4 protein-coding genes are annotated in these 3,898 nt (G+C 71.7%); 1 reads left to right on the forward strand and 3 read right to left on the reverse strand.

All coding sequences use genetic code 11. The features are described from left to right. A partial coding sequence (locus AC5LSR_RS22690) for an aminotransferase class IV (protein ID WP_493468979.1) occupies positions 1 to 402 on the forward strand: 402 nt, incomplete at its 5' end. 192 nt (positions 403 to 594) lie between these two features. On the opposite strand, the gene AC5LSR_RS22695 is transcribed toward AC5LSR_RS22690, so the two are convergent. The 3 genes from AC5LSR_RS22695 to AC5LSR_RS22705 all read right to left on the reverse strand — a co-directional run bounded on the left by AC5LSR_RS22695 (position 595) and on the right by AC5LSR_RS22705 (position 3,240). Continuing rightward, positions 595 to 1,227, reverse strand: a complete 633-nt coding sequence (locus AC5LSR_RS22695) for an ATP-dependent Clp protease proteolytic subunit (protein WP_250285971.1) — start codon at positions 1,225 to 1,227, stop codon at positions 595 to 597. A gap of 123 nt (positions 1,228 to 1,350) precedes the next feature. Next, the gene (locus AC5LSR_RS22700) at positions 1,351 to 2,064 is read right to left on the reverse strand and encodes an MBL fold metallo-hydrolase (RefSeq protein WP_250285972.1); all 714 of its coding nucleotides are present in this window, start codon (positions 2,062 to 2,064) and stop codon (positions 1,351 to 1,353) included. Positions 2,065 to 2,310: 246 nt separating this feature from the next. Next, positions 2,311 to 3,240, reverse strand: a complete 930-nt coding sequence (locus AC5LSR_RS22705) for an alpha/beta hydrolase family protein (RefSeq protein WP_250285974.1) — start codon at positions 3,238 to 3,240, stop codon at positions 2,311 to 2,313. Positions 3,241 to 3,898 lie beyond the last annotated feature (658 nt).

A 3,898-nucleotide genomic window follows, 5' to 3' on the forward strand; every position in this document is an offset into this window, starting at 1 on the left:
GCCTCGGAAAGCCCGGCCCTGCAAGGCCCGAGCGGGGAGGGCCCGGGCGGGGAGGGCCCGGGCTCGGGGAGCGGCGGCACGGGGAGCGGCGTTCCGGCGGGGCTCGTCTCGGAGGGTGCCACCTGGAACGTCGGCTTCTTCGACGGCGACCACGTGATCTGGCCTGCCGCGGACTGCCTGCGCGGCGTGACCATGCGGCTGCTCCAGCGGACGCACGGACGCACGACCGTCGCACCGGTCGACCGGCAGGGGCTGGCCGGCATGCGGGCCGCGTTCGCCACCAACGCGGCCGCCGGTGTACGCGCGATCGCCGCGGTCGACGGCCGGGAACTGGCGGCCGGCCACCCGATCGTCGAAACCCTCCGCCGGGAATACCTCGGCATCCCCGGCGAGCCGTTGTAGAGCGCCGCGGAGCCAGCGTCACGGAGCCAGCCTCGCGGGAGCCAGCCTCGCGGGAGCCAGCGTCACGGAGCCGCTGTGACGCCCCGGAACGCCGCCGGGCGGCGCGGGGCCCGGTCCCGAAAATGCGGTAGGGCGGCGGGTGGCGCGGTAGGCGGCGGAGCGCCGCGCCGCGGCCCCGTACGTACCGTGCCGCTATTCGGAGGCGGCCTGTCGCAGCGAGTTCTTCCGGCTCTGGATGACCTCGTCGACGAGGCCGTACTCGACCGCCTCGTTCGCGTCGAGGATCTTGTCGCGTTCGACGTCCCGGCGGATCTGGTCGGGGCTCCGGTTGGTGTGTCGGGCGAGGATCGTCTCCAGCAGCTCCCGCATCCGCAGGATCTCCCGGGCGTGGATCTCCAGGTCGCTCGACTGCCCCTGGCTCTGACTGGACGGCTGGTCGAGCAGGATCCGGCTGTTGCCGAGGGCGAACCGCTTGCCGGGTGTCCCGGCCGCGAGCAGGACGGCCGCCCCGGAGACAGCCTGCCCGAGGCAGAGGGTCTGGATGTCGGGCCGGACGAACTGCAGCGTGTCGTAGATCGCCATCAGCGCGGTGAACGAGCCGCCCGGGGAGTTGATGTAGAGCGAGATGTCGCGGTCGGCGTCCTCGCCCTCGAGGTAGAGCAGCTGCGCCATGATGTCGTTCGCGGAAACGTCGTCGATCTGCGTGCCGAGGAAGATGATGCGTTCCTTCAGCAGCTTGGAGTAGGGGTCCATCCCGTATTCGCCGCGGGAGGTGCGTTCGATGATGTTGGGCAGGACGTAACGGTTCACAGCGGTGCGTGTCATGTGCTTCTCTCTCGGTTCTCTCGGTTCGGCCGGGTGGTGCCGCGCGGCCGCGGCGGCCGGTGGGGGCACGCCCGCGCGGTCAGGGCCGGGACGGGTGGTCGAGCATACGGGCGGCGGGCGTGGTCATCCACCGCCGAAGAAGGCCCGCCACTGTTCGACGGAACGGGGGCGGAACACCGCGTTGCCGCCGCGCACCGCCGACATCGGCGCGCTGGGCCGCGCCGAGTAGAAGTGGCCGGGGTAGACAACGGTGTCGTCGGGCAGCGCGGCCAGCTGCTGCAGGCTCGCGTACATGGCGTCGGGGTCGCCGCCGGGGAAGTCGGTGCGTCCGCAGCCTTCCAGGAAGAGCGTGTCGCCGGCGACGAGCCGGCCGTCCACCAGGAAGCACTGGCTGCCCGGGGTGTGTCCGGGGGTGTGCAGCAGGCGGATGGGCACGGCGCCGACGTCGAGCACGTCGTCGTGGTCGTGGCCGACGAGGTCGGTGGCGGACAGGCCGGTGGAGCGTCGCACCCACTCGCTCTCGTCCCGCTGCACGTGTACCGGGACCTGGACGCGGGCGAGCAGCTCCGGCAGGCCCGGCAGGACGAAACCGAACATCGCGCCGCCGACATGGTCGGGATGGTGATGGGTGACCAGGGCGCCGGTCAGCCGCATCCCGTCGTCGGCCAGCACCGAGAGAAGATCGTCGACCGCGTACGCCGGGTCGATCACCACCGCCTCCCGGGTCTCCTGGTCCCCGATCAGGTAGGTGAAGTTGACCATCTGGGTTGCCACCGGGTTGCCGACCGCGTAGTCACGTCCGGACAGCAACTGACGAAAGTACAGACGGTTGACCATTGGCCCAGACTACGGCCGGGGCCGGCACCGCGACGGCTGGCCACCCGCAGCCATCACGCGGCCATCATGCCGGGATCCGGCGGCCGGCGGATCCCGGCGATCGGCGCTGGAGCACAGCGGCCGGCGGCCAGCGGCCAAGGGGCCAGCGGCCAGGGGCCAGGGGCCGGCGGGAGCCCGGTGCCCGCCGTGCCCACGCGGTGCGGACGCCCGGGCGCGGGGAACGGGCCCAGCCTGGAGAACAGGCTGTCACGCCTGTGCGGGGAGGGCGCCCCTGGTGATCCAGGCGGCGGCCGCGGAGCTGATGACGCCGCTGCTTCTGATCCAGGCGAAGTGGTCGTCGACGGCCACCCCGGAGCCGTCCTCGATGTGCCAGCGGGTGACCTGGGCGGCGCGCATCCTGCCGCACAGGAAGTCGACGTTGGGACGCGGGCCGAGCGGGTCGCCCGCTATCGAGATCACCAGCACCGGCAGGTCGAACGTGCGCAGCGCCTCGTTGTAGTCCCGTTTGCTGCCGCGGGGCTGGTAGCGGCCGTTGCGGATGTGCCGGGCCCAGTCGGTCATCACACCGCCGGCCATCGGCGCGGGGATCACCATGCCGCCCGGCCAGTACCCGCGGATCCGGGACACCAGGCCGATGACCTGCCCCTGCCAGAGCGCGACGAGCCGGCGCCCGCGGGCGAAGGACCGCCAGTAGACGCTGCTGGTCGCGATCACGCAGGCGCCGGCGATCTCCTTCGGCGCCGAAGCCGTGTACAGCAGCGCGAGCTGGCCGCCGAGGCTGTGCCCGAACAGGTACACCGGCGCCTGCGGCAGGCGCGCCCGCAGCGCCGCGAGCACCGCCGGGAGATCCACCTCCAGCAGCTCGCGGTAGCCGAAGCCGGGCTGCTCGCGCAGGCCCGGTGTGCTTTCCCCCTGGGCCCGCAGGTCGCAGGTGGCGGCGGACAGGCCGGCGGTGGACAGCGCCTTCGCCAGCGGCCGGTAGAACTTCGCCTTCATCCCCATGGCCGGCAGGATCAGCACGACCGGGACGGTCGGGTCCTCGTGCTCGAGCAGCCGGATCACGAAGGTCACGTTGTCGCCGGTCGTGACATGAATCGCTTCCGGCGTCACCAGCTCCGGCGGCTGCCCGGCCGGGCTGTCGGTGGCGGCGTTACCATCGGTCCCACGTACGGACATGTAAGCCCCTCATCAGCGTGGAATCGGCCATGGGAAACCGGCCGTCGTGCCGCGGCCGGCCGCCAGTGACGGTCAGCTGCCAGCGACGGTCAGGCTGTGCCGGGATTCCGGTCGGACGAGACGCCGCCATGACCTGTGATCAGGCGCTTCGCCCCGTGCGGGTTCACGTCCTGCACGGTAGGCGACCGCGGTCAGGGGCCACAACCGGACGGGCGGAAACCGACGGCACGATTGCCAGAACCAATGACGCGATTGCCACCACGCACCACCGGCATCCAGCGCGGTTCGGGCCCCATCTCCGGTGAAAACGGCCGCTCACGGCCACTCCAGGAGGCCTGACACCCACGCCACCCAGCCGTAGGCGGAAACCGCTGTCGGGAACGACGGAAGTCACCTACGGCCTCGGCCGGCGCCCGTCGGCTGTCGGTGGAAACCGTTGTCGGAACGACGGTTTCCACCGACGGCCTCAGCCGCCGTAGGTGGAAACCGCTGTTGGGACGACGGAAGTCACCTACACGGTGGGCCGCTCGAAGGAGGAGCGTTCGACGAGCCTGATGGGCGATTTCCGGAATGGGATCATGAGCTGTGAAGACAGGCGGGCATCGCTGTCCGTCGCACCGTTTCTCGGCCGGCCCGGCTGACAGCGGCTCGCCGCCAG

This window comes from Protofrankia sp. CiP1_Cm_nod4 (assembly GCF_982290645.1).